At 59.9% G+C, this 24953-nt stretch carries 24 protein-coding genes; 18 read left to right on the top strand and 6 right to left on the bottom strand.

Annotated features, from left to right (window positions below; all coding sequences use genetic code 11):
• The first annotated feature begins 28 nt into the window (after positions 1-28).
• The 4 genes from B0E33_RS08025 to B0E33_RS08040 all read left to right on the top strand — a co-directional run bounded on the left by B0E33_RS08025 (position 29) and on the right by B0E33_RS08040 (position 5366).
• Positions 29-2464, top strand: a complete 2436-nt coding sequence (locus B0E33_RS08025; RefSeq protein WP_208997785.1) for a methyl-accepting chemotaxis protein — start codon at positions 29-31, stop codon at positions 2462-2464.
• Positions 2465-2725: 261 nt separating this feature from the next.
• Positions 2726-3679: a class I SAM-dependent rRNA methyltransferase gene (locus tag B0E33_RS08030; RefSeq protein WP_077290895.1), complete on the top strand. Its 954-nt coding sequence runs from the start codon at positions 2726-2728 to the stop codon at positions 3677-3679.
• Positions 3676-4503, top strand: a complete 828-nt coding sequence (locus B0E33_RS08035; RefSeq protein ID WP_022999705.1) for a TrmH family RNA methyltransferase — start codon at positions 3676-3678, stop codon at positions 4501-4503. Before B0E33_RS08030 ends, B0E33_RS08035 begins: the two co-directional genes overlap by 4 nt.
• A gap of 5 nt (positions 4504-4508) precedes the next feature.
• Positions 4509-5366 (top strand): SDR family oxidoreductase, encoded by an 858-nt coding sequence (locus B0E33_RS08040; protein WP_055657427.1) that lies wholly within the window; start codon positions 4509-4511, stop codon positions 5364-5366.
• A 91-nt stretch (positions 5367-5457) separates the two neighbouring features.
• Here B0E33_RS08040 and B0E33_RS08045 read toward each other — a convergent pair whose 3' ends face one another.
• On the bottom strand, positions 5458-6093 hold the full coding sequence (locus B0E33_RS08045; RefSeq protein ID WP_022999703.1) for a peroxiredoxin: 636 nt from the start codon (positions 6091-6093) through the stop codon (positions 5458-5460).
• A 211-nt stretch (positions 6094-6304) separates the two neighbouring features.
• On the opposite strand from B0E33_RS08045, the gene B0E33_RS08050 reads away from it, so the two are divergent.
• From B0E33_RS08050 to B0E33_RS08080, 7 genes are all read left to right on the top strand, one after another.
• Positions 6305-6763: a YtoQ family protein gene (locus B0E33_RS08050; protein WP_022999702.1), complete on the top strand. Its 459-nt coding sequence runs from the start codon at positions 6305-6307 to the stop codon at positions 6761-6763.
• A 269-nt stretch (positions 6764-7032) separates the two neighbouring features.
• A complete protein-coding gene (locus tag B0E33_RS08055) occupies positions 7033-7233 on the top strand; it encodes a cold-shock protein (RefSeq protein ID WP_031268890.1) in 201 nt (66 codons plus the stop codon).
• 68 nt (positions 7234-7301) lie between these two features.
• The gene (locus B0E33_RS08060; protein WP_156912359.1) at positions 7302-8615 is read left to right on the top strand and encodes a tetratricopeptide repeat protein; all 1314 of its coding nucleotides are present in this window, start codon (positions 7302-7304) and stop codon (positions 8613-8615) included.
• 120 nt (positions 8616-8735) lie between these two features.
• Complete coding sequence (locus tag B0E33_RS08065) at positions 8736-10337, top strand: B12-binding domain-containing radical SAM protein (RefSeq protein ID WP_055657417.1); 1602 nt, start codon at positions 8736-8738, stop codon at positions 10335-10337.
• Between the two features lie 48 nt (positions 10338-10385).
• Positions 10386-11651, top strand: coding sequence for a TCR/Tet family MFS transporter (locus B0E33_RS08070; RefSeq protein WP_077290897.1), 1266 nt, complete (start codon positions 10386-10388; stop codon positions 11649-11651).
• Positions 11652-11667: 16 nt separating this feature from the next.
• On the top strand, positions 11668-12348 hold the full coding sequence (locus B0E33_RS08075; RefSeq protein WP_062490581.1) for an alpha/beta hydrolase: 681 nt from the start codon (positions 11668-11670) through the stop codon (positions 12346-12348).
• A 44-nt stretch (positions 12349-12392) separates the two neighbouring features.
• Complete coding sequence (locus tag B0E33_RS08080; protein ID WP_077290898.1) at positions 12393-13064, top strand: hypothetical protein; 672 nt, start codon at positions 12393-12395, stop codon at positions 13062-13064.
• A 143-nt stretch (positions 13065-13207) separates the two neighbouring features.
• On the opposite strand, the gene B0E33_RS08085 is transcribed toward B0E33_RS08080, so the two are convergent.
• Positions 13208-14251 carry a M42 family metallopeptidase gene (locus B0E33_RS08085; RefSeq protein WP_062490583.1) on the bottom strand — a complete coding sequence of 348 codons (1044 nt, stop codon included), beginning with the start codon at positions 14249-14251 and terminating at the stop codon, positions 13208-13210.
• A 219-nt stretch (positions 14252-14470) separates the two neighbouring features.
• Between B0E33_RS08085 and B0E33_RS08090 the strand changes: the two genes are divergently transcribed.
• The 3 genes from B0E33_RS08090 (at position 14471) to mepA (ending at position 17757) form a co-directional block, all read left to right on the top strand.
• On the top strand, positions 14471-15274 hold the full coding sequence (locus B0E33_RS08090; RefSeq protein WP_062491963.1) for an alpha/beta fold hydrolase: 804 nt from the start codon (positions 14471-14473) through the stop codon (positions 15272-15274).
• A 239-nt stretch (positions 15275-15513) separates the two neighbouring features.
• Positions 15514-16599 (top strand): patatin-like phospholipase family protein, encoded by a 1086-nt coding sequence (locus B0E33_RS08095; RefSeq protein WP_022999692.1) that lies wholly within the window; start codon positions 15514-15516, stop codon positions 16597-16599.
• 126 nt (positions 16600-16725) lie between these two features.
• Positions 16726-17757 (top strand): penicillin-insensitive murein endopeptidase, encoded by a 1032-nt coding sequence (mepA, locus tag B0E33_RS08100; RefSeq protein ID WP_022999691.1) that lies wholly within the window; start codon positions 16726-16728, stop codon positions 17755-17757.
• A gap of 17 nt (positions 17758-17774) precedes the next feature.
• Here the strand turns inward: mepA and B0E33_RS08105 are convergent, their stop codons facing one another.
• Positions 17775-18293 (bottom strand): GNAT family N-acetyltransferase, encoded by a 519-nt coding sequence (locus tag B0E33_RS08105; RefSeq protein WP_228148068.1) that lies wholly within the window; start codon positions 18291-18293, stop codon positions 17775-17777.
• A gap of 236 nt (positions 18294-18529) precedes the next feature.
• Between B0E33_RS08105 and lepA the strand changes: the two genes are divergently transcribed.
• Positions 18530-20335 (top strand): translation elongation factor 4, encoded by a 1806-nt coding sequence (gene lepA, locus B0E33_RS08110; RefSeq protein WP_022999689.1) that lies wholly within the window; start codon positions 18530-18532, stop codon positions 20333-20335.
• A gap of 43 nt (positions 20336-20378) precedes the next feature.
• Positions 20379-20963 carry a PhnA domain-containing protein gene (locus B0E33_RS31360; RefSeq protein WP_077290899.1) on the top strand — a complete coding sequence of 195 codons (585 nt, stop codon included), beginning with the start codon at positions 20379-20381 and terminating at the stop codon, positions 20961-20963.
• Between the two features lie 42 nt (positions 20964-21005).
• Here the strand turns inward: B0E33_RS31360 and B0E33_RS08120 are convergent, their stop codons facing one another.
• Positions 21006-21845 (bottom strand): LysR family transcriptional regulator, encoded by an 840-nt coding sequence (locus B0E33_RS08120; RefSeq protein ID WP_055657405.1) that lies wholly within the window; start codon positions 21843-21845, stop codon positions 21006-21008.
• Positions 21846-21947: 102 nt separating this feature from the next.
• Here B0E33_RS08120 and B0E33_RS08125 point away from each other — a divergent pair, with 102 nt between their 5' ends.
• Entirely contained in the window at positions 21948-22352 is a 405-nt protein-coding gene (locus B0E33_RS08125; RefSeq protein ID WP_077293188.1) for a tautomerase family protein, read from the top strand.
• A gap of 208 nt (positions 22353-22560) precedes the next feature.
• Here the strand turns inward: B0E33_RS08125 and B0E33_RS31095 are convergent, their stop codons facing one another.
• Complete coding sequence (locus B0E33_RS31095) at positions 22561-22698, bottom strand: hypothetical protein (RefSeq protein ID WP_167579506.1); 138 nt, start codon at positions 22696-22698, stop codon at positions 22561-22563.
• A gap of 133 nt (positions 22699-22831) precedes the next feature.
• On the opposite strand from B0E33_RS31095, the gene B0E33_RS08130 reads away from it, so the two are divergent.
• Positions 22832-23749, top strand: a complete 918-nt coding sequence (locus B0E33_RS08130) for a LysR substrate-binding domain-containing protein (protein WP_077290900.1) — start codon at positions 22832-22834, stop codon at positions 23747-23749.
• Positions 23750-23773: 24 nt separating this feature from the next.
• Here the strand turns inward: B0E33_RS08130 and B0E33_RS08135 are convergent, their stop codons facing one another.
• Positions 23774-24727, bottom strand: coding sequence for a YihY/virulence factor BrkB family protein (locus B0E33_RS08135; protein ID WP_031268882.1), 954 nt, complete (start codon positions 24725-24727; stop codon positions 23774-23776).
• Between the last annotated feature and the right edge of the window lie 226 nt (positions 24728-24953).

Genomic DNA, 24953 nt, shown 5'->3' on the forward strand with positions numbered 1-24953 from the left:
GCAGTTGTTCCGGCTGTGCGGGGATAAAATGAAACGAATATTGAAAGTTCTGACCGACCTGAAATTTGGCTTCAAGGTCGGCGGCGGTTTTCTGGCTGTCTTGCTGCTGACGGCAGTCGTAGGTGGCGTGGGATTTCTGGCCATCCATGGTCTGTCCGCGCGGTTCGTCGTTGCCGATCAGGCGGCCAAGGTTGCCGGACAGGTCCAGGCAACGTCCCTGCTTCGTGAAGACTATCTCAACAATCCTTCGGCAGACCTTCGCAATTCCGTGCTTGAAGGCGTGGCGACGCTGCAAGGCGAACTGGACCTCCTGACCAACGAGATTGCGGGCGACACCGCCTCTGAAGCTCAGGTTGCGGGGGCCAAGGGCGCGGTCTCCAGTTTCTCGACCACTTTCGATCAGGTCGCCGAGCAGACGGTGCAGCAGGCCGAGCGTATCGCGACACTTCAGAAAAGCACCAATGATCTGGAAGCACTGGCGACCAACATCAGTGACGCCGTTCTGACGGAAGAAAAACGCATCAGCGCCGAAGCCTTCGCGGCGAACAGCCAGCTGGACGATGCCAATCAGCTTCAGAGAACCGTGTTCGAACTGAAAGACGAAGTCGTCAAGGTTCACATGCTTTACCTGCAGGGCAGTGGCAATATTGACGGTGAAGATCTTACCTCAGCCATCGACACCGCACGCAACCTCGTCTCTTCCACGAAGCAGATGAAGTACAAGCAGATCGACGGTATCGACCGCAAGACCGTGAGCAAGCTGGCCTCGCAGGCGAACAAGCTCAACGCGGCTCTGGAGAACCTCACCAAGGATCTCGGCTTTTCCGAAGCCTATGAAGCACGCCAGGCCGTCGGCAATGCAATCGACGGGATGAACGGCTTTACAGAAGAAATTCTCGGGCAAGTCCACCCGGTCGTTTCCAAGGCAAAAACCGACGCACTGACCGCCTCCACCCGCCTTGCAACGGTGCGCTCCATTGCCGAAAAAGCTACCAGCCTGAATGAGATGGCGCTGGCTGCCCGTGCGGAAACACTCTACCTCTTCGGCGCCTTTGGTGTCAGCGACCAGTCGGCCGTGGAAGAACAGATCGCCAATCTGCAGGGCCTGGAAAAGGACATGGTCAAATACGCCATGATCCTTCCCTCCGCCGCAGACGCGATCAACGCCATCCCTGAATCCGTTGCAACGCTCGACAAGTCTTTCCGCGAGATGCTTGTCACCAAGGCTGATCTGGCCGCCAAACGAGTGGAACTTGACGATCTGACCCGCAAGGTCAGCGCCGACATCACGTCCATCTCCGCTGCCCAGTCGCAGGCCGCCAATTCCGCCGCCACGGCTGCAAAGGTCCAGATTGCCGTCACGATCCTGCTCGCCATCCTGGGCGGCATCGGTCTTGCCTTCATTCTCAACCTGGCCATCACGCGTCCGATCCGCACGATCACCGGCGTCATGGACCGCCTGGCAAACGGCAACAATGAAGTTGTGATCCCGGGTATCGATCGCGGCGACGAGATCGGCGACATGAGCCGCACGGTGCAGGTGTTCCGCGACAACGCTGTCGAACGCGCTCAGCTGCAGGGGCAGAATGCCCGCGAGGAAGCCTCCCGCCAGGAACGCCAGGCCCGTATCGACAGTCTGATCCATTCATTCCGCACCAAGGCGGAAGAAGCGCTCGGCTCCGTGGAAACCACCGCGGGCGGCCTCGACAACACCGCACAGGCCCTGACGGAAATCGCCCGGGACAGCGCCGGTTACGCCAGCGAAACCCAGGCATCGTCCAACGAGACCACCAACAACGTTCAGACCGTGGCAAGCGCCGCCGAAGAACTGGCGGCTTCGATCGGCGAGATCTCCCGCCAGGTTGCCCAGACGACAGAAATCGTCGACCGGGCCACCACCGGAACACGGATCACCAACCAGAAGGTCGAAGGGCTGGCAGAAGCCGCCACAAAGATCGGCGAAGTGGTGACCCTCATCCAGGCGATTGCCGAACAGACCAACCTTCTGGCCCTCAACGCCACCATCGAAGCGGCACGCGCCGGTGAAGCCGGAAGAGGTTTCGCGGTTGTTGCTGCCGAGGTGAAGGAACTGGCGACACAGACGTCCAAGGCAACGGAGGAGATCTCCAGCCAGATCACCGAGATCCAGAACGCGACCAAGGAATCCGTCGTTGCCATTGGCGAGATCGCGGAGACCATGACCGAGGTGAACACCTACACCACAGCCATCGCATCGGCTGTCGAACAGCAGGGTGCCGCCACCGCGGAGATTTCGCAGAACGTGCAGCGCGCGGCGGAAGGAACCGGTGCCGTGTCCTCTTCCATGTCGCAGCTTTCGCAGGCCGTTGACCAGACCTCCTCGTCTGCGGACATGGTGCTGTCGGCTTCCGGAGAACTGACCCAGAAGACCCACGAACTGAAGCGTGAAGTCGAGCAGTTCCTCTCCGAGGTTGCCGCGGCCTGATCGCACACATCTGACCAAAGAGGGCGGGTGAGCTTCGGCTCCCCGCCCTTTTCTTTTGCGCTCGACAGGATTGCCGACCGCAGTGGGAAATTGCCTTTGCGGTGCTGTTGTGGCCGGTCACGAAACCTTTGGACCGGAGGGGTTCAAAAGCCGGCCAGCAAACCTTTTCGACCACACAGGAACGTCTAATCTACTTTCAAATGAAGGCAGGATGTTCTATGGCGGAACAACTTCAAACCTGACAGAAAACGAGTGAGACCCGTGGCGGATCAGACCAGTGCCTCCACCTATGCCCCGTCCGGCGAGCCTGCACACCAGAGCTGGCCGGTGATCCTTGAAACCAAGGGCTGGAAGGACTATCGGCTGCTGGACATGGGCCAGGGCGAAAAGCTGGAGCGTTATGGCCGGTTCACCATCGTGCGTCCGGAACCGCAGGCCATGGGGGCTCGGCGGCAGAAGGAAAGTGTCTGGAACCGTGCCGATGCCGTCTTTTCCGGCGACACGGAAGAAGAAGGCCCGGGCCGCTGGAAGTTTTCCGGAAGCGTGCCGGAAACCTGGCCGATGTCATATGGCCCTGTTCGCTACAAAGGTCGCTTCATGTCGTTCCGCCACGTCGGCGTCTTCCCCGAGCAGGCCGCCCATTGGGACTGGGTCAACGGCAAGATCCGCGCTGAACGCGAGCGCGCACCGGAAAAGCCGCTGAAGATCCTGAACCTTTTCGGCTACACCGGCCTTGCCTCGTTGCTGCCGGCGACGGAAGGGGCGCAGGTGACCCATGTGGACGCCTCCAAGAAGGCGATTGGTTATGCCCGCGAGAACCAGGAAATGTCAGGTCTCGAAGACCTGCCGATCCGATGGATCTGCGAGGACGCCTCGAAATTTGTTGCCCGCGAAGTGCGGCGCGGCAACACCTATGACGGCATCATTCTCGACCCACCGAAATACGGCCGCGGCCCGAAGGGGGAAGTCTGGGACATCTACACCAGCCTGCCCGGCATGCTTGCGGACCTGAAGCAGCTTCTGGACAAGGACGCATTGTTCATGATCCTGACCGCCTATGCGATCCGCTCCAGTTTCGTGTCCATTCACGAACTCATGGCCGAAACCCTGGACACCGAAGGCGGCCTGCTGGAATCCGGCGAACTGGTCATCCGCGAGGAGGACGGCAAGCGCGCGCTGTCCACGTCGCTCTTTTCGCGCTGGAGCAGCAGATGATCGAAAAACGCCAGGGGGCGGTGAAACAGATCACCAGCCATTCCAACCCGATCGTCAAGGAGATCAAGGGGCTCGTCGCGCAGCGCAAGCACCGCAGCCAGTCGGGCCTGTTCGTGGCCGAAGGCCTGAAGCTGGCCACCGATGCCCTGGAAGCCGGCTGGGGCGTGCGTTATCTCGCGCTCGGCCCGGAAGCGCGGGACAATCCTGTCGCGCAGAAGGCTGCTGCTGCCGCGAAGGCGCGCGGCGCCCTGATCCTGGAAGCATCGACCGCCGTCATGTCCGCCATGACGCGCAAGGACAATCCGCAGATGGTTGTCGGTGTTTACGAGCAGAAGCTTCTGGGAGCCCGCGACATTGATCCCGCCGGTACCACGCTCTGGGTCGCTCTCGACCGGGTGCGCGATCCGGGCAACCTTGGCACGATCATCCGCACGGTCGATGCGGTCGGTGGCGCAGGTGTCATGCTGGTCGGCGATTGCACGGATCCCTTCGCGGTTGAAGCGGTGCGCGCCACCATGGGCTCGCTGTTTCATGTGCCGCTGGCCAAACTCGGCAAGGACGAATTCAAGTCACTGGCCGAAAAGTGGCCCGGCACCGTTGCGGCCACCCACCTGAAGGGATCGGTCGACTATCGCACGCCCGACTATGCCGAGCCGGTGCTGCTGGTCATGGGCAACGAGCAGAAGGGCCTGGAAGACGACATGGCAGCTGCCTGCCGTACCTTGATCCGTATTCCGCAGGTCGGACAGGCCGACAGCCTGAACCTGGCCGTTGCCACGGGCGTTGCGCTTTATGAAATCCGCCGCAAGCATCTGGAGCTTTAGAACCTATGCGTCTGTTTATCTTTGGCACCGGGTTTTCCTCCAAGGCGTTCGTGGAAGAAGTGCGTGACCAGTTCGACTGGATCGGCGGCACAACGCGTTCTTCGGACAAAATGGAGGCGCTCCGGACACTGGGTGTCGAACCGTTTCTCTTCGACGGCAATTCTCAAGGCGACGGCGTTGCCGAAGCACTGAAGCAAGCGACGCATATACTGGTCTCGATTGCTCCGAATGAGGCCGGCGACCCGGTGCTGAACCAGTACGCCAATGAGATTGTCGGTGCGAAACCGCGCTGGATAGGATACCTCTCCACAGTCGGTGTCTACGGCAATCACGACGGTGCCTGGGTCGATGAGGAAACTCCGCTCAACCCCGTTTCCAAACGCTCCGTCCAGCGTGTCGCGGCAGAAGAGGCCTGGTTGGCATTTGCCGAACAGAATGACCTGCCGGTGCAGATTTTCCGCCTTTCGGGCATTTATGGCCCGGGCCGGAATGCATTCGAGAATTTCAGGAAGGGCACGGCGCGGCGGCTGGTGAAGCCGGGTCAGGTCTTCAACCGCATTCACGTTGCCGATATTGCGGGCGCATTGAAGGCTGCCATGGCAAAGCCGTCGACGCGGGTTTTCAACGTCACGGACGATGAACCGGCCCCGCCGCAGGATGTGGTGGCCTTTGCCGCGGAGCTGCTCGGCGTCGAAGCCCCGCCCGAGATCCCGTTCGAAACCGCGGATCTCACACCGATGGCCAGGTCCTTCTACGGCGAAAACAAGCGGGTTTCCAACCAGCGCGTCAAGGACGAGCTTGGGTTTACATTCCGCTATCCGGACTACCGTGTTGCCCTGAAGGCCTTGTTGGAGACGGTGTGATCCCGTCGCAGGTCCCTGCCCTGACCAGCCCCTGACACGGCGGCGCCTTTTTTCATGCGCCGCCAGCCGTTTCATCCATTCATTTCAGCCGTTATTTGGGCTGCGGCACGACGCGCAGATAAGGCTTCAGAGTCTTCCAGCCTTCAGGGAATTTCTCCTTCGCCTCTTCATCGCTCACCGCCGGGACGATGATGACATCCTCACCGGACACCCAGTTGGCCGGGGTGGCGACCTTGTGGGCGGAGGTGAGCTGCAGACTGTCGATCACGCGGATGACTTCATCGAAGTTTCTGCCCGTGGAGGCCGGGTATTCGATCTTGAGCTTGATCTTCTTGTCCGGGCCGATAACGAACAGCGACCGCACGGTCAGCGTGTCATTGGCATTGGGATGGATCATGCCGTATGCGGTGGCCACCTTACGATCCGGATCGGCAATCAGCGGGAAGTTCAGGGCAACGCCTTGCGTATCCGCGATGTCACCAACCCAGGCGTGGTGATCCTCGATGGGATCGACCGAAACGCCGAAAACCTTGACGCCACGGGCTGCGAACTTGTCCTTGAGCTTGGCGGTCATTCCCAGTTCGGTGGTGCAGACCGGCGTGAAATCCTTGGGGTGGGAAAACAGAACCGCCCAGGACCCTTCGATCGCCTCATGAAAACGGATCGGACCATCCGTGCTGTCGGCTTCGAAATCCGGTGCCTCGTCTCCGAGCAAAAGTGCAGACATGAATGAGCTCCTTAAAATTACGGACCGCAATCTCAGTTTTGCGGCGGTTTACCCTTCAGTTTTTGCGCAGACTTGTCGAGTCTCCCGGCCCCTTCCACCAAGGGGCAAATGAACGCAGGGGTTGACGTTGCCTGGTTCAGCCCCCAGTTTCGGATCACAACAAGGCGGGGATTTTCGCCACATAATTCAAAAGCTTGCATGGGAGAACCTTATGACCACCTGGCGCGTCTACTTATCCGGCGAAATCCATACCGACTGGCGTGACAGGATCATGGAAGGCACATCCGCACTCAAGTTGCCGGTGGAATTTTCCTCTCCCGTAACGGATCACGATGCCAGCGACGATTGCGGCGCGACCATCCTGGGTGGTGAGGACAACAAGTTCTGGTACGACCACAAGGGCGCAAAGGTGAACGCGATCCGCACACGGACGCTGCTGGAAAAAGCCGACATCGTCGTGGTCCGCTTCGGCGATAAATACAAGCAATGGAACGCAGCCTTCGATGCCGGCTATGCTGCCGCGCTCGGCAAGTCTCTGATTGTCGTTCATGACCCGTCGCTGACCCACCCGCTCAAGGAAGTTGACGCAGCTGCTCTTGCGGTCGCCGAGACCTCCGAACAAGTCGTCGATATCCTCAAATATGTTATACTTGGGAAGCTCGATCGGTGAGCAGGTCTTGAAATTAACAATTTCATTACCATACTAATAGACACTATGGAAAAGCCCGGGTGTTTTTACCGGGCAACCAGACCTCCGCCAAATGGAACGGCTTCTTGAAGTGAGGCAGTCGCGAAAAGACTGCGCACGTCGATGTCCAGTTCCGAGCAGGGTCTGAAAAGTACTTTAGTATTATCATCAACACTGTCATCAAGGCGTTGAAAAAGGCAGCTATGGAAGCCGTCGTATGCCAAGATGCCAAGAATTGGAAAGAAGACTCCATGCTACATGGAAACGTGAAATGGTTTGATCAGCGCCGAGGTATCGGCACGATCGAACCGCAGGACGGCGAGGACATCCTTGTCGACATCTCGGCCCTGCGCCGGTCCGGTATTGACACTCTGAAGGAAGGCCAGCTTGTGGCATTCGACCTGGAGTGGCGCCGCGGTCAAATGGTGGCTGAAGACCTGAAAGTCCTGTAAGGTCACTTACAGGTCATTACCGGGTACAAGGGCGGTTCGACCGCCCTTTTTTATTGGATTTTTTTCAGATGCAAATTGACGAGAGATTACAACAGGGCATCTCCGCCCACCGCAGCGGCAATCTGGAAGCCGCCCTCAGCGCCTACAAGGATGTGCTATCGGAAGATCCCGACCATGCGGACGGCCTGCATTTCCTGGGGCTGCTCCATTTCGATGCCGGCAAGGCGGACAATGCGGTTGCGCTTATCCATGCTTCCCTGGAAAGGAACCCGCGCAATTTCTCCGCCTGGAACAACCTCGGCAACATCCTGAAGCTTTCAGGCGACAAGGACGAAGCCTTGAAGGCCTATTTGCGCGCAGTTGAAATTGAAGTCCGCCACGAGGAAGCCTGGAAGAACATCTCGATGATGCTGCAGGAAGCCAGCAACAACGACGAGCTTCTGCCCATGCTGCGAGAAGTCGTGCGCCTCGACCCGAACAATCACAGCGGCTGGCACAACTTCGGCATATCGCTGATGCTTGCCGGCAAAAGAGAGGAAGCGGCAGACGCTTTCGAACGGTGTCTGCAGTTCCCGCCAGACGTCTGGAGCGACAAGGGCTGGCATCCGCGCGTACTGTGCGCGCTTGGACGGGCCGAAGTCGCCACACGGCATATGGAGATGCTTGTCGCAACCTACCCCGACGACCCGGTCATCCGCTATCAGTTTGCTGCGATCCGCGGAGAAGACCTGTCGCTTGCCCCCGCGGACTATGTCCGGGATCATTTCGACAGCTTTTCGGAAAGCTTTGACGACGTCCTGAACGGGCTCGGCTACCAGGCGCCGAAGCTTGTTGCCGAGGAAGTCGCGGAGCTGGCCAGGGAGCGCGACTTGCCGTTTGCCCATGTGGTCGACCTTGGCTGCGGGACCGGCCTTTGTGGACCACTGATCCGCGACCACTGTGCCCGGCTCACCGGCATCGACCTGTCACCGGGCATGCTGCGCAAGGCCGCGGCACTGAAGGTCTACGACTTCCTGGTCGAGGGGGAGCTCGTTGGATTTCTGTCCTCCGACCTGCCGGCCCAATTCGATCTGGCAGTCTGTGTCGACACGCTGTGTTATCTCGGCGAGCTGGAGCCTTTCATGCGGGCGCTTGCAGGAGCCCTTGCCCCGGGTGGCATGCTCGTCGCGAGCGTCGAGCATCTCGACACGTCAGACGGGCCGGACTACCGCGTGGATGCTACGGGGCGCTACGCCCACCGGCCCGAATATCTAAAGCGCTGCGCGGAGGCCGCGGGCCTTCTCTATGCGCTGGAGAAACGGGATATTCTGCGCAAAGAACTCGGCAAGGATGTGCAAGGGCTCGTTTTTCACATCCGCAAGCCAGGCGCCAGCCAAACGTGACAGTCTGTCCGCGCGGACGGCAAGTGAATTCGTGCAAGGACATTCAAAGCGGTTGTGCCGGGGCGTAAAGTTGTTACGGTGTCGCCGTTGGGAACGAGTGTCCGTTTGGAGGGACCGTTAATGTCGGAATGCAATGTTCTGCTGGTGTATCCGCGCTTCAATGCCGGGTCATTCTGGAACTATGGTGCGACCTGCGAAATGGTCGGCGCCAAATATCCCGCTCCTCCTCTCGGCCTGATCACAGTTGCGGCAATGCTGCCGGAAAACTGGAATGTCCGGCTGATCGACCGCAACACCGGCGCCCTGACGAACGACGATCTCGCCTGGGCCGACATGGTGATGACCGGCGGCATGCTGCCCCAGCAGGCCGATTGCCTCGCCGTCATCCGCCGTTCGCAGGAAAAGAATGTTCCCGTCGTGGTCGGCGGTCCGGACGCAACCTCTTCTCCGGAAGTTTATGAAGCGGCCGACTTCCTGGTCCTTGGGGAAGCCGAAGGCATTCTCACCACCTTTGTCGACGCCTGGAAGGAAGGTGTCCGCAACGGCCGTTTCTCGGCCGAGAAATTCAAGGCAGACGTTTCCTCCAGCCCCGTACCGCGCTTTGACCTTCTGAGATTCGACGATTATGTCCAGATCGGCGTGCAATATTCGCGCGGCTGCCCGTTTACCTGCGAATTCTGCGACATCATCGAGCTGTATGGCCGGGTGCCGCGCACCAAGACCAACGACCAGATGCTGGCCGAACTCGACCGGCTGTACGAACTTGGCTACCGGGGTCACGTCGACTTCGTCGATGACAACCTCATCGGCAACAAGAAGGCCGTGAAGGGCTTCCTGCCCGAACTGGCGAAATGGCAGAAGGAACGCAGCTACCCGTTCGAAATGTCGACCGAGGCTTCCCTCAACCTGGCGGATGACGAAGCCTTGTTGAAGATGATGCAGCAGGCCGGATATTTCTCGGTCTTCATCGGCATCGAAAGCCCGGACCCGGACGTTCTGGTCGCGACACGCAAGAAACAGAACACACGCCGCGACATCGCCAAGAGCGTGCACAAGATTTACGATGCCGGCATCTTCGTGCTGGCCGGCTTCATTGTCGGCTTCGACGAGGAAAGCGACAAGGTGGCGGACGAGATCTCGGCACTGATCGAGGAGGCCGCAATCCCTGTCGCGATGACCGGTCTGCTCTATGCCCTGCCGAACACCCAGCTGACGCGCCGGCTCGCCAAGGAAGGCCGTCTGCATGCGGATTTCGCCACCGATGATCCGGATACGGAACATGGCGATCAGTGCACCGCCGGGCTCAACTTCACCACAGTGCGCCCGCGCGCGCAGATCCTGGAAGACTTCAAGCAGGTCATCGACCGGGTCTATGGTCCGGAAGCCTACTTCGGCCGCGTTCAGAAGGTGGCTTCCATGCTCGACATGAGCGGCGCTAACGGCTCGATCTTTGGCGCCGGGTTCTTCCACGATATCAAGCTGTTCGGCCGTCTTATCCTGGCAATGACCTTCAAGGAAACCACCTATCGCGGGCCCTTCTGGAAAACCCTGATCAAGACCGCCTTCACCAATTTCAGGGCGATCAAGCCGGTCATGATGATGCTTGCGCTCTATGTGCATCTGGGGCCGTTCTCCCGGTTCGTGGTTGCCCAGATCGACAAGCAGATTGCCGATATCGAAAAGGGCAACTGGGAACAGCCGGCGCTGGTGGCCGCCGAGTAATCGGATAAGGTCACCCTCCTTCAGCTGACGGGATTGGCGGGAAAAGAGTTGCGGTCCGGTATCTCCAAACGCAGCGCGCTGGGGTTCATCCTGGTCACGCTGGTTCTCAATTCCATGGGCATCGGCCTGATGATGCCGGTCATGCCCTCGCTCCTGACCGAACTCACCTCGCTGCCTGTGAGCGAAGCCGCCCGCTGGGGCGGTGCACTGAGCGTCGTCTACGCCTTGATGCAGTTCGCCTTCGGTCCGACGCTCGGCAATCTGTCCGACCGCTTTGGCCGCCGTCCGGTGCTGCTGGTGTCCATGTTCGCCATGGCTGTCGACTACCTGATCATGGCCTTCTCCTGGCATCTGGCCGTGCTGTTCATCGGCAGAACCCTGTCAGGTGTTGCCGGAGCAACCTTCTCGGCCGCATCAGCCTTCATTGCCGACGTGTCGTCCAAGGAAGATAGGGCCAAGAACTTCGGCCTTGTCGGGGCCGGATTTGGTGTCGGCTTCGTACTCGGGCCGATGATCGGCGGTTACCTCGGCGAATACGGACCGCGTGCGCCCTTTTATGCCGCCGCAGGCCTTTCCTTCGTCAATTTCCTCTTCGGCTATTTCATGCTGCCGGAAACGCTGAAGGACGAAAACAGAAGAGATTTTGACTGGAAACGGGCCAATCCATTCGGGGCCTTCAAGCAGATCGCCGCCTATCCGGCGGTGCGCACGCTGCTTCTGGCCATCTTCCTGTTCGACATCGCCCATTACGTCTACCCGTCCGTCTGGAGCTACTATGCGGAGGAGGTCTTCGCCTGGAGCCCCGGAGACATCGGTCTGTCACTTGCGGCCGTCGGTGTCGGGTTTGCCTTCGTTCAGGGATACCTGATCCGTGTCCTGGAACCAAAGCTCGGGCCCGGCCGGACACTCTTCATCGGGCTGGCCGCCAATCTCGTGGCCTTTGCCGGTCTCGCCGTCGCCGATACCGGCTGGATGGCCTATCTGCTGATCTCGTTCGCGGCGCTTGGTGCGATGGCAACGCCTGCCTTCACCGGTCTGATGTCGGTCCGTGTCCCGGACAATGCGCAAGGCGAATTGCAGGGCCTGATTGCCAGTGCCGCCGGCCTTTCCATGGTGGTGAGCCCGCTGGTGATGACCCAGGTCTTTGCCACGTTTTCAGGTCCTGATGCGGCGATTTCTTTTCCCGGCGCGCCGTTTGCCCTGGCAGGCGTGCTGATCCTCGCCGCCATGCTGATCGCCCTTCCCTTCATGCGTCTTCAGGAAAGACTGCCGTCACCTTCCGAGGCGGCAGACCGGAAGACACCAGCCGAATAATCAGGTTTCCCCAAAAGTGACAGGCACCTTTCCTCCCCTTCTCGACGGTCCACGTCTTGCACCGGCCTCCGGCAAACCCGCTCGTCAGCTGGTTGTGATCCTGCATGGCTACGGCGCGGATGGCCTTGACCTGATCGACCTCGGGCGCGCCTGGCAGGGACAGCTTCCCGATGCGGCTTTCGTTGCGCCGAACGCTCCTGAACACCTTCCCTTCGAAGCGCTCGGCGGACGGCAATGGTTTGCGCTCGAAGAGCGCGATCCCAATGAATACCGCCTCGGCGCGCAGGCCGCCCAACCGGTGCTCGACCGGTTTCTGGACGACGAACTGGCCCGCCATTCGCTGGACGGCAGCGCGTTGGCATTGGTCGGCTTCAGCCAGGGAGCCATGATGACCTTTCAATGCGGCCTGCGCCGCCCGTCTCCGCCAGCGGCCCTGATCGGTTTTTCCGGACTGTTGCCGGGAGCCGGCCAGCTGGGTCCGGTCAACACGCAAAGCCCGGTGCTGATTGTTCATGGCGAGGAAGACGATGTCGTTGCCAGCTATCATGCCCAGGCAGCACAAAAGGCGCTTGACGATGCCGGGGTTTCCTCAAGCCTGCACCTTTTGGCCGGCCTCGGCCATTCGATCGACGAGCGCGGCATGGTGCTGGGCGGGCGGTTTCTGGAAAAGGCATTTGGCCCGGCAATGCCGGTCTGAAGACGGTCTTGCATTGGTTAATAGCCTGTTAACGGTTTTGCAGGATGCTTTCTGCAACTGTGCCGGACCAGAAAGGGCCGGACAAGCCGGGATCCGAAGCCATGCAGATTTCCATCGAAACCACTACGCAAAGCGCGAGCCTTTTTACGGCTTCCTTTTCGAATGGCGGCGCTGAAGGCCCGAAGAACGATCCCAAGGGCAACGCCTACGGCCACGAGATCGGCCAGCGGAATGGCCACGACAAGTCCCCCGCCGTCAATGCTCTGGAAGCAGCCAGCAAACAGGCCGAGGAAGACGCGGTCGTGATCGCCGCCCTTCAGGATGCGGTCGAAAAAGGCAAAGGCAAGGACGACGACAAGGAAAAGGACGGCGCGCTGGCGACCGTCGAGGACTATCAGAAGACCGCCGGCAAACTGAAGGTGGCTCTTGGTGAAGAGGAAAGCGGCGCTTCGGCGAATGTCGCCTATGAAAGCGCGACGATTTCAACGACCACTATTGAAGCTGAAATCGGTGGTGAAACCGTTTCAGCGCAGTTCGTATCCTTCGAGCGGGTGTCCTACGACAGCGAAACCGGGCTGTCCGTCCGCTCCGCAAACGCCTCTTCCATCGAAGGCAACTTCGACAACGGCTCCTTCAGCTACCAGAGCGCTGCCGTCAGCGAGCTTTATGCAGGCACCGGCGACCAGGTTTCGAACCTCCTCGGCCTGGTAGCCTGAGCAGGCAGCCCTTCCGCGTACGCTCCGGTTGGGACGTGGGCTGGACCGGACTGCCGGATCAAGTCCGGCAATGACGCACGTTGGAAAAAGCCAGATCTGACACCTGACTTAAAAAGGGGAGCCGAGCTCCCCTTTTCCATGCCTTACGCCTTTTTCAGGTAGGCGACGATGATGTCCAGAGCCGCCTGAAGGTCACCCTTGTCGATCATTTCAGTGACCGTGTGGATGTAGCGGGTGCCGACGACGATGCCGATTGCCTTGGCACCGGCAGCCGCCTGCTGGGCAGCCGCGCCGTCCTGGCCACCAGCCGCCAGCATGGTGCGCTGGAACGGGATCTTTTCCTTGACCGCAATGGCTTCGATTTCCTTCACCAGATCGCGGTCCGCGATGAAGCTGGAATCCTTGACGTGCAGACCGAAGCCTTCGCCCTGCACCGTGGTGCGGTCCTGCTCGGGAACGCCCGGCGTGTCGCAGGCAAGCGTGGTATCGATGCCAAGCCCGATATCCGGCGCAATGGCGAAGGACGCGGTGCGCGCGCCGCGCAGGCCGACTTCTTCCTGGCAGGTGAAGGCGACGTGAATTTCGCAATCATGCTTGGCCTTGCCCAGACCCCTGATCGCCTCGATGCCGAGCCAGCAGGCGATGCGGTTGTCGAGCGCCTTGGAGACGACCTTGTCGCCGACCTCGATCAGCGGCTCGTCCATGGTCACCATGTCGCCGACCTTGACGATCTCCTTGGTCTTTTCGCCAAGGCCCATGTCGATGACGAATTCCTTGGGCTCCGGCACCTTCTTGCGCTCTTCCGGAGAAGAGATGTGGATCGGCTTGCCGCCCGGGTTCATCACCCCCTTGAAGTCGCCTTCATCGGTAGACACCAGCACGCGGCGGGAGAACAGGTTACGGGCATCGAAGCCACCAACCGGCTGCACGTGAACGAAGCCCTTGTCCGTGACATGTGACACCAGGAAGCCGATCTCATCCATGTGGCACAGAAGCATGACCTTCTTCGGGGTTCCCTTCTTGGAAGCCTTGCGGCTGTCGCGGCGGCAAAGCAGCGAACCCATCGGATCGACGGTAACCTCGTCGAACAAGCCCTTGATTTCCGCCTGAATCAGGTCGCGGACCCGGTGTTCGTGACCCGGTACACCCGGCGTTTCGCAAAGTCGGCGAAGCAGATCGATATTCATGGAACTTCCTGTGAAGGTTGGAAAATCGGCACGATCCTAGTCCGAAAGACCGCGCGGGATAAAGAGCCAAGACAGATTAGTTCGAAAAGAGAGGCTTGTTGCAGGTGCATGGCCTGCGATAAGCCTCGGCAGGAAACCGCATCCCCCATGCGAATCCTGACAGACCGTTCCGCCGTTTTCCGGCACAGCCCTTCAATGCGAATGGAAAGGTTTTCTTCTTTGACCACTCTCTTGTCCGGCACCGTCCATGTCGAAACGCGCGCCGTCACGGTCGGCAACTACACCGTTCACGTTCGCTGCTGGACACCTGAAGTTCGTTTGCCCGGCAAGGTGCCGGTGCTTCTGTTTCACGATTCTCTTGGCTGTATCGCCCTCTGGCGCGATTTTCCCGAGCGCCTTGCCGTGGCCAGCGGACGGGTCGTGATTGCCTATGACAGGCCCGGCTTCGGCCAGTCGTCGGTGCGCGAAGACATCCTGCCCGCAAGCTTCATTGCGGATGAAGGCAGAACGGTTGTGCCCGCGCTGTGCGAGCAGCTGGACCTCACGCGATTTGTTGTCTGTGGGCATAGCGTCGGTGGTGGCATGGCGGTGCATACGGCCGCACAGCATCCCGAGAAGGTCACGGCCCTGGTCACGATTGCCGCTCAAGCGCTTATCGAGGACCGCACCCTGGAAGGTGTCCGCGAAGCCCGCACCGCATTTGCCGATCCAGGCGCGTTCGACAGACTTGCGCTCTATCACGGCGACAAGGCGCGCTGGGTGCTGGATGCCTGGACGGAATCATGGCTTTCGCCCGCCTTCGCCCATTGGTCCCTTGACGATGCGCTTGCCGGTGTCCGCTGCAGCACCCTTGCGATCCACGGCGCAATGGACGAATACGGATCAATCCGCCACCCGGAACACATCGCCAATAGCACCGGCGGACAAAAGGTCATCCTGGAAGGAAGAGGGCACACGCCTCACAGGGAATGCCCGGACCTGCTGGTTGAAACCATTTCCAGTTTCCTGGTGAATATTTCGTGATCCGGCACCCGGGCAGGCTGCTTGCCGTCGCAAGAAAAGGAAAACTGCGGTCGGTCTTCGCAGATTAGCGAAGTCGGTTTAACTTCTTGCTCGCCAATTTCGAAAAATCGTCCACCTGTTTTTCGCTTTGCCATTGCAGTGTCGCAATTGATGACAACATTCTAAAGGTAAGCAAAAAGCGTCTCCCGTCTTCTCGGAGAGATGTAGCGCCTTCCATTGCGACGATCCCGGGGAATCCCATGACCCAGAAAAAACGTTTTATTCTTTCCATTGACGGCGGCGGCATTCGTGGCCTCATTCCGCTTCGGCTGCTTGAGACACTTGAAAGCCGATTGAGCCAGCGCGGCGTTAGCGAGCCGCTGCACCAGGTTTTCGATCTGATGGCCGGTTCTTCTACCGGCGGCCTCATTGCTGCAGGCCTATCCGCCCCGCGCCCAGGCGGCACCGCTGGCGCACCTGCCGCGACCATTGATGAGCTGCGCAGCTTCTTCGAACGCGACGCGCGGGAAATCTTCAAATCATCAATCTCGGCACGACTGGCCAGAACCGTCACCAGTTCGCTTGGCCTGTTCGATGAAACCTACGATCCGCGGCCGCTTGAAAAGCTGCTGAAGGAACGCTTCGGCTGGACCTCCATGGCCAGTGGCCTGACCCATCTTGTCCTGACCGCCTACGATCTGGAACAGCGCAAGCCTGTGTTCCTGACAAACGGCCTTGAAGCAAGCAGCGGCCGGCCGGATGACTACTACTTCTGGCAGGCTGTGCGTGCGACCACCGCCACCCCCTCGTATTTCGAACCGGCACGCGTTGAAAATCTCAGTCGCCGGCGCGAGGAAGCCCTGATCGATGGAACGGTCTTCATGAAAGACCCGACAGTGGCAGCGTATCTGGAAGCCCGCAATCTTGGCTGGGGCGACGACGAGATCGTCATCCTGTCGCTTGGCACCGGCAGGGCACCGGCACGGTCGTTCCTTTACAAGGACGCCGTTGGCTGGGGTGCCCTCGGCTGGCTGCAGCCCTCCAAGGGCGCGCCGCTGATGTCGATCCTGGCCGACGCGCAAAGCCAGACGACCTCCGATCAGGCACGGCAGCTCTTTGCAGAACTGCCGAACGTGACCTATCACAGGCTCGACGCCGATCTTCCACCGGAAGCCGAAGACATCGACAATGCCCGTCCCGGCAACATCATCACGCTGAATGGTGCTGCAGACAGGGTGATCCGCGACAACACTGTTTTCCTCGACGCGTTCGCCGACATGATCGCGGCGCATGTGGATAATAGCGAATCGGATGCGGAAGCACCCGATTTAGTGCATGCTGCCTGACGAGTGAGGTGATCGTCGCGGCGGGAGCAACGACGGCGGAACACCCAGACTGGCGCACGAGGTTTCGACGTGAGAACGGGGAAAACAGGCAAGCGAAATCGCTGGGCACCCTCGGTGTCCGGCTTCATGGCATTTGCAGCCGCGTTCCAGGTATCCTGTCTCGTTGCGTCAGCCGCGCCGGTGCCGACAGCCAAACCGGCCGATCCTGTCTCCGAGGACTATTCGCCGACCGTCGAACTGGTTGCAGGTGTGCCTGTCCCGGTAAAGAAGCGCGATGTGCCGGAAGGCTATGTCGCGAACAAGCCCAAGCTGGTGCTTTATGGGGACCAGCCGGCACGAGACTATTTCGGCGCCGCCACCGGCCCCGCTCAACTGAAAGCCCGCTCGATCGGATCCTACGCCAAGGGTTGCCTCGCAGGCGGAGCGGAACTGCCGACGGACGGCCCGACCTGGCAGGCAATGCGCCTGTCGCGCAATCGCAATTGGGGCCACCCTGTCCTGATCGATTATCTCAAGGATCTGGCGAGCGATGCCCCCAAGGTCGGCTGGAACGGTTTGCTTGTCGGCGATATCGCGCAGCCGCGCGGCGGGCCGATGACATCCGGCCATGCCAGCCACCAGATTGGCCTCGATGCCGATATCTGGCTGACGGAAATGCCGAACCGGCGCCTGACCGCCCAGGAACGCGAAGACATCTCCGCTATTTCGATGCTGATCGGTCCGATGGACGTCAAGGGTGCAGACCGGCGTGTCGACCCCAGGAAATGGTCGGATGACCATGCTCGGCTGATCCGGCGCGCCGCATCGGACCAGCGTGTTGCACGCATCTTCGTCAGCCCGACGATCAAGAAAGCTCTGTGCGATTTCGAGAAGGGCGGCAACCGCGCCTGGTTGCGCAAGGTACGGCCGTGGTGGGGGCACCACTATCACTTCCACGTACGCCTTTCCTGCCCTGCAGGCAGTGCCGGCTGCAAGAACCAGAACCCGCCGCCCCCGGGCGATGGCTGTGGCGCGGACCTTGCCTATTGGCTGTCCGACGAACCCTGGGTTCCCAAAAATCCCCCCAAGCCTGGAGAACCTCCGAAGGTGGTCAAGAAACGGCCCATGGCTCTGGCAGCCCTGCCGAATGACTGCCGGTCGGTGCTGACGGCCAATTGAGACCGGCTGGGTGACGCCTAGGCGTTCGGCGATTGCATCGGCCCCAGAACCCTGGCAACGAAGACCAGATCCAGCCAGCGGCCGAACTTGGTGCCGGCTTCCGGCAGACGGCCGGCAACATGAAAACCAAGTTTCTCGTGAAGGGCGATGGAGGCAGAATTGTCCCCGTCGATGACGCCGACCAGCACATGTAATTTCATGTCGGTGGCAATGTCGACCAACCGCTCCAGAAGCGCCTTCCCAATGCCGCGCCGCTGTGCCGCCGGGTCGACATAGACGGAATGTTCCGCCGTCAGACGGTACCCTTCGCGAGGCCGGAACGGCCCGAAGCTGGCGAACCCGAGAACAGTATCTGCATCGTCCACGGCCACCAGAACCGGCAGCCCCTGCTTTACCCGGCCTTCGTACCAGGTCAGCCTGTCGTCCAGCGTTTCCTCACGATTTGTCCAGGCAGCCGTCGTCTCGCGCACAGCCTGGTTATAAAGCGCCAGGATCGACGGGACATCCTTCGGTTCTGCATTACGGATCAACATCATGCTCTCTTGTCAGGCTGCTCGACACATCAGTGCCGCTGCAATCTAGATCACACTTTGAGGTTGATTTGCCACGACAAATGTCACCTGCGGGCTACGTCATTTGCCGGAGGCGCCATATCCCTGTCGGAGCGGTGAAACCCGGCATTCGCCCGAGGGTGCAAAAAAGCACCGGAATTCAACGCCCGAAGGCTTCAATCTACTAGGCGAAATCGAATTGCAATGGTAAAGGGGCGGCCATGACGACGAAGAAGCTTTCCAACATCCGCAACTTTTCCATCGTGGCTCATATCGATCACGGCAAGTCGACGCTGGCCGACCGCCTGATCCAGATGACCGGCACGCTGACCGACCGCGAAATGACCGAGCAGGTGCTCGATTCGATGGACATCGAACGCGAGCGCGGCATCACGATCAAGGCGCAAACAGTGCGACTGATCTACAATGCCAAGGACGGCGAACAATATACGCTGAACCTGATCGACACGCCGGGCCACGTGGACTTTGCCTATGAAGTGTCCCGCTCGCTGGCGGCCTGTGAAGGCTCGCTGCTGGTGGTCGACGCCTCTCAGGGTGTGGAAGCCCAGACGCTCGCCAACGTGTATCAGGCCATCGACAACGATCATGAGATCGTCACCGTCCTCAACAAGATCGACCTGCCTGCGGCCGAACCGGACCGCATCAAGGAACAGATCGAGGACGTGATCGGCATTGATGCGTCAGAAGCCTGCATGATCTCCGCCAAGACCGGCCTTGGTGTCGACGACGTGCTGGAAGCGATCGTTTCCAAGCTGCCGCCTCCGGAAGGTGACCCGGAAGCGACACTGAAGGCGATGCTGGTCGACAGCTGGTACGACACCTATCTCGGCGTGATGGTGCTCGTCCGTGTCATCGACGGCTCCCTGAAGCGGGGCCAGAAGATCAAGATGATGGGTACGGGCGCTGCCTATGATGTCGACCGCGTCGGCGTCATGACCCCGAAATTCCTGCAAGTGGACGAGCTGAAGGCCGGCGAGATCGGCGTCATCACCGGGTCCATCAAGGAAGTGGCCGACACCCGTGTCGGTGATACCATCACCCTGGAAAAGAAACCCTGCACGGAAGCCCTTCCGGGCTTCAAGCCGGCTCAGCCGGTCGTGTTCTGCGGTCTCTTCCCGGTCGACGCGAACGACTTCGAGGATCTGCGCGCTGCCATGGGCAAGCTGCGCCTCAACGATGCCTCGTTCTCGTTTGAAATGGAAACATCCGCAGCTCTTGGCTTCGGCTTCCGCTGTGGCTTCCTCGGTCTGCTGCACCTGGAAATCATCCAGGAACGTCTCTACCGCGAATTCGACCTCGACCTGATCGCGACCGCGCCGTCGGTGGTCTACCAGATGTCCCTGACGGACGGTGCGGAAGTCGAACTTCACAACCCGGCTGACATGCCGGATGTGGTGAAGATTTCCGAAATCCGCGAGCCCTGGATCCGCGCAACCATCATGACGCCGGACGAGTATCTGGGCGGCATCCTGAAACTGTGCCAGGAACGGCGCGGTCTTCAGATCGACCTGTCCTATGTCGGCTCCCGCGCGATGGTAACCTACGACCTGCCGCTCAACGAAGTCGTGTTCGACTTCTACGATCGCCTGAAGTCGATCTCCAAGGGCTACGCGTCGTTCGACTATCAGATTTCGGACTACCGGGCCGGCGATCTGGTCAGGATGTCGATCCTGGTCAACGAAGAGCCGGTGGATGCGCTTTCCGTGCTCGTGCACCGCAGCCAGGCGGAACGCCGTGGCCGCGCCATGTGCGAAAAGCTGAAAGAGCTGATCCCGCGGCACATGTTCAAGATACCGATCCAGGCTGCCATCGGTGGCCGCGTGATCGCCCGCGAGACCATCTCCGCCCTGCGCAAGGACGTGACTGCCAAGTGTTATGGCGGCGACGCCACCCGTAAGCGCAAGCTGCTTGAGAAGCAGAAGGCCGGCAAGAAGAAGATGCGTCAGTTCGGCAAGGTCGAGATCCCGCAGGAAGCCTTTATCCAGGCCCTGAAGATGGACGAGTGAGAAACCGATTGGCGCGCCGCGCCAATCCCAGCAAGGCCTTGCCATGAGTATTGAACAGACCCTTTCCGACCGCGCCGGCGACGTTTGCGAGTTCTGCGGCGCTACCGAGGCGCTGCGGCCGCTGGATGTCGGCCCCGATACGGATGGCACGGCCGAAATGGCGGTTCTGGCTTGCACCACATGTGCCGACCAGATTTCAGGTGCCGCCGATATCGACCCGAAGCATTGGCTCTGCCTCAACGAAGCCGCCTGGAGCCAGGTTCCCCCGGTTCAGGTTGTCGCCTACCGCATGCTTTCCAGAATGCGCGACGAGAGCTGGGCGCGTGATCTTCTGGACGTGCTGTATCTGGACGACGAAACGCTTGCCTGGGCCAAGGCCGGCCTTGGCGGCAGCGCGGGCGAAGGTGACGACGGCGTGGTCCACAAGGATACGCACGGTGCTGTTCTTGCCGCGGGCGACACGGTGACATTGATCAAGGATCTCAAGGTCAAGGGCGCCAACTTCACCGCCAAGCGCGGCACCGCCGTGCGCAACATCTCCCTTGTTGCGGACAATGCCTCCCAGATCGAAGGCCGCGTGAACGATCAGCGGATCGTCATCCTGACAGAGTTCGTGAAGAAGGCCTGATCAGTTCGTTTCTGAGCTGATCAACACGCCCCGGGAGAGCGCTTACGCCGCATCCCGGAAGACCTGAAGGATAGCCGAAACAATTGTCGGGTCTTCCCGGCAGAAGAGCGTCATCCTTGTTTTCGGCAATTCTGGCAGCCGATAGAGTTCCCCGACTTCGCGGCATCCCTCCGGAATATTTCGCCGGTCGAGACAGGCAATGCCGAGCCCTGCGCTGACCGCCCCCTGTATTGCGCCGACACCGGTGCCGGTGAAGGCGTCTTCAAAAACGATCCCCGCATCCTTGAGCGTGCCAGTTGCCAGGCGCCGGAGGGCGCAGGTTTCCGAAAGCGCCACCAAGGGGAACGGCGTACCGGTTTCCCAGGTGAAATCCCTGGCGGCTGTCCAGACGAGATTTTCCTCGAAAGCCATGTGACCCGTGCCCTCGACGTCCTCAGAGCGCACCATGATCGCGCTGAACAGACCTGCCTTGAAGTCGTTGTACAGCGTATCCGAATAACCGACCGCAACATGGAGACGATGTTCCGGCAAGGCCTTGCTGAGGGAGGCGATAATCTCCGGGAGGCGGCCACCCGCCGCGTGATCGCTGATACCGCACCGAAGCCGCTTTTGAACGGAAGGACCTGAAACGCGGGCCGTCACCCTGTCATGCAGATCGATCAGACTGCGGGCGTCACTTAAAAAACGAGCACCGAAGCTCGTCAATCGGACGGACCGGGGCGATCGGCTGAGCAAGGCGCTGCCGAGACGGTCTTCCAGTTTCTTGATCTTGACGCTGACAGCAGACTGGCTTGCCCCCGTCATCTGTCCTGCCCGGGTAAAGCTGCCTGTTTCGGCAACTCGAACAAAAGCGCGCAAGAGATCCATGTCGAGATCGGTCATGCAATCATTCTAATTTATGATTTTTGAAATATCAAAGATTTGTTTCTGTTATCTTTGATGCCACAATAAGGTTGGCAGCATCACCGAATGACGGAGGACAAGATGCCGCTTACCAATGTTTCCCTGCTGAAAGGCTCCAGGACCGCTGCACAGAAATCAGCAATCCTGGACGAGATCTATCAGGCAATGCGCGAGACCTTCGGCGTGCCGCAGGACGACAAGTTCATGATGATCACCGAACATCCACGCGAAGATTTCCTGTTCGGCCGCCACTTCATGAATATCGACCGGTCGGACGACCTGATCATCATCCAGCTGACGGTCAGCGATACCCGCAGCGTCGACCAGAAGAAAGCGCTGTTTGCCCGGATCGCAAAGGGCCTGGCCCGCGAAGTCGGCATCCGTTCCGAAGACATCTTCATCAACCTGGTCGAGACAAGGCTTGAGAACTGGTCGTTCGGCCATGGCGTCGCGCAATATGCCGACAGGCAACCGGTCGCCATTTGATCCGAACCGGACAGGAAGCCGGTCGACCTGATCACCAGGCAAGATAGCGAACGCACTAAAATGCGGGATTGCCTCCCAAAGACAGAAACGGCGCCGGGCTTGCCGCCCAGGCGCCGTTTTCTGGTTTGGAAGTCTTGTCCAACCGGCCTGTCCTTGCGGAGGGTCGATAGGAAGGTTTGGGGACCGGCCTTTCAGCCGGTCTTCAGCCTTAGCGCCGGTTGAGCGGAAGGTCGGCCAGTTCACGCTGGGACATGCGCACGATTGCCGGATGGGACATCGGGTCGGTGCGGTCATATGCGGAAGCCGGACGAGCCGTCAGGTGTCGGCGCATAAACAGTTTCATCATGAGTTTCATTCTCCTTATTATTGTTTTTTGCATGGCCAAATTCCTTCTTTGAATTTAGCTATGCTCCTTATATAGACGCCACTACTCGCTAAAAAAATCGACTTATTCTGATTTTCAGTTTAGCTTTTCTAAAATGAAAAACCTCAATCGCATTCACCTCTCCGGCCTTCGCGCCGTGGAAGCCGTCGCCCGGTTGGGCTCTGTCAAGGCGGCCGCGGACGAACTTGGCGTTACCGTGGGCGCCGTCAGCCAGCAGGTTCACAAGACCGAGGCCCAGCTTGGCGTGCAGCTGTTCGAGCGGCAGAACCGTATGCTGTTGCCAACTGCTCATGTGCTTGCAATGCAGCCACATCTGACCAGCGCCATGTCCTCGCTCTCGACCGCGATCGCCACCACCCAGCGCGGACGGGAAGATGCGTTGACGATTTCGGTTGCCCCGGTCTTCGCCGGAAAATGGCTGGTTTGGCATCTCAAGAACTTCAACAAGATGCATCCAGGCATCCGGGTTCGGGTAGAAGCGACGGTGGATCTGGTCGATCCGGACATGAGCGATGTCGATCTGTGTATCCGTGTCGGCAAGGGACCCTATCCGGGCGTCAAGGCAGAGCAATTGCTGCACCAGCGGGTGTTTCCCGTCTGCAGCCCGGCGCTGGCCAGACAGATCAAGGTGCCGAAGGACATCGGCAAGCTGCCGATCATCCGTGACCCCGGACAAATGTTTACCTGGAAAACGTGGCTTGATCTCTTCGGCCTCGATGAGAGCATCCTGCAGGACGGCCCGACCTTTTCAGACGGTTCACTGTGCCTGGATGCGGCAATCGCCGGCCACGGGGTGTTTCTGGCCTGGGAAACGCTTGCGGTTTATGCAGTGAAGTCCGGCCAGGTGATTGCCCCCTTCCCCGAGCGCCCCGCCACGGGCAGCGCCTACTGGCTGGTCAGCGGTAAAAACGCCCCTCAGACAAAGGCCAAGAAGGCTTTCGGCGACTGGCTGCGGGAAGAGCTGCAAGGCTCCATCGGCAGACCGAAAGGAGCCGATATGGTAGAGGCGTGAGCGTTTTTCGCTCATCGCGCACATCTACTCGGCACCTGCAATGGATTTGCCCAGTATGTCGGCCTTCACGGCACCACGTGTGCCCATTGGCCGGTCCGGACCAACGGTGCTGTCGCGGCGGGTCTGCGCTTCCATCTCGCCATTCAACTCGGCCCCGAGCAAGATGATATACGCCGAAATCCAGAGCCACATCAGCAGGATGATGACGCCGGCAAGGCTGCCGAACGTTTTGTTGTAGCTGGCAAAGTTCGCCACATAGACCGAGAACCCGTAGGACGCGGCAAGCCACAGGAGGCAGGCGATGACTGCCCCGGGCGTGATCCATTTCCATTTGGCATCGGTTCGAGACGGCCCGAACCTGTAAACGAAGGAAAGACCGGTGACGGTCAGAAATCCCAGGATGATCCAGCGGGCCGATGACAGGACCTTCTCCAACCAGTCCGGCAAGGCGAGATAACTGAAGACAACCGGCAGCAGAAGGGCGGACACCAACCCCAGCACCAGAGCGAAAACAAGCAGGATCGTCATCACGAAGGTTCGGGCTTTCAGCGCAATGAAGCCCCGCTTCTCAACCTCGTCATAGGCGATGTTAAGTCCTTCCATGAGGCTGGCCATGCCCTTGGAGGTGGAATAGAGCGCGATGCCCAGACCGATAACGAAGGCGAAGCCGAGCCCCGCATTCTCGCTGCCCGCTACATCTGCGGCCTGCGCCAGAATGATTTGCGACGCCTCCTTCGGCAGAAAGTTCTCGATCATTTCAAGCTGACGACTGACCTCAACTGGTTCAACCACAAGCCCTGACAGTGCCGTGAACGCAGTTATGGTCGGGAAGATCGCAAGAAGACCGTAGAAGGCAACGCCGGCGGCAATCAGGTCGATGTGGTCGCGCTGGACCGCGTTCCACACCCGGTAGCTGATATCCAACCAGCCCATTGGCGGGATCTTTTCCGGACTGCCCGCATCTCTTCCACGTGCCATGTTACCCCCTCAGTTGCCTGCCCACGCCCTTCTGTCCACGGACGTTGGCAAACAGCAGGGAGTTCAAGGGTAAACGCCCAGGTGGGGATTGAGTTCCGGTGCCTAGGGGCTCGCCGCTACGTGTTGGCCAGATTGAGGCGCAAGGCTGCCTCTCCTTTTCCGCTTGCCAACGCCTCGCCTTTCGCTACATTGACGCCCCATGAGCGACCTTACCGCACATATCCGC

The organism is Roseibium algicola (genome assembly GCF_001999245.1).
Lineage (GTDB): Bacteria > Pseudomonadota > Alphaproteobacteria > Rhizobiales > Stappiaceae > Roseibium > Roseibium algicola.